The following is a 1,030-nucleotide window of genomic DNA, read 5'->3' on the forward strand; positions in this document are numbered from 1 at the left end:
TCCCCGGCATGACCACGGCAGAGGTACGCATCGAACCCTGGACGGACGACGACCTCGCGCTGCTGCGCCGGATCAACACCCCGGAGATGAAGAAGTCAGCTCGCCGATCTGGGCACCCACGGACAGCACGGGGTTGAGGGAGCTGAGCGCGTCCTGGAAGATCATCGCCATCTTCGCGCCGCGGATCTTGCGCCGCCCGTCCTCCTTGAGCTTGAGGAGGTCCGTGCCCTGGAAGAGGATCTCGCCGCCGGTGATCTTCCCGGGCGGGATGTCGAGGATGCCCATGATCGCCTGGGCGGTCACGGACTTGCCGGACCCGGACTCGCCCACGATGGACAGGGTCTGGCCCTTCTCCAGCTTGAAGCTGAGCCCGTCGACAGACTTGACCAGACCGTCGTCGGTCGGGAAGTGCACCTTGAGGTCGCGCACTTCGAGGAAGGCGGTCGGGGACTTGGCCGGGCCCGCGGCCACCGGCGCCCGAGCGCGGCCTCCGCGTCCTGCGCGGACAGCTTGCCCTTGCTCACGAACTTGTCGTACGAGGCCTTGATGCCGTCGGTGCCACGGGCCAGAGCGGCGTCGGTGACGTCGCGCAGGACGACGTCCCAGCCCGCCTGCGCCGAGACCTGGGCGATTCCGGACCCCATGAGTCCGGCTCCGATGACGGCGAGCTTCCCTGCCACTGTGCGACTCCCCTTACCCGCTGACCGCGTACCACTTGCAACTGACCGCTAACCGCTGTTCACGTATCTCTCCGGCGGACATTAGCGTCCGTGAGGGGTCGTGGGGCCGCGAAGTAATACGCGTCACGTCTCGAATGACGGACATCACACCGGACGGGCCATCAGGCGTCGCGCACGGCGTAGTTGGGCACCGGCTCGCCCAGCAGACCCTCCATCTCGTCGAGCAGGCCCAGTGCTTCGCGGGACACCTCCCCGGCCGGCCCGGCCTTGATCATCCCGGCGGCGACACGAGAGACGGCGTCGTGTGGATCCGGTACGCGACGCTGCACATGCCGTACGGGGTCCTGGTG

At 67.8% G+C, this 1,030-nt stretch carries 3 pseudogenes; all 3 read right to left on the bottom strand.

From position 1 onward, the window contains the following. Positions 1-96 precede the first annotated feature (96 nt). Positions 97-471: pseudogene (locus ACWD4P_RS38550) on the bottom strand (ATP-binding cassette domain-containing protein); the annotation flags it as partial. A 2-nt stretch (positions 472-473) separates the two neighbouring features. Then, a pseudogene (locus tag ACWD4P_RS38555) lies at positions 474-680 on the bottom strand (3-hydroxyacyl-CoA dehydrogenase NAD-binding domain-containing protein); the annotation flags it as partial. Between the two features lie 161 nt (positions 681-841). Further along, positions 842-1,030 (bottom strand): annotated as a pseudogene (locus ACWD4P_RS38560) (hypothetical protein); the annotation flags it as partial.

This window comes from Kitasatospora sp. NPDC002543 (assembly GCF_053594915.1).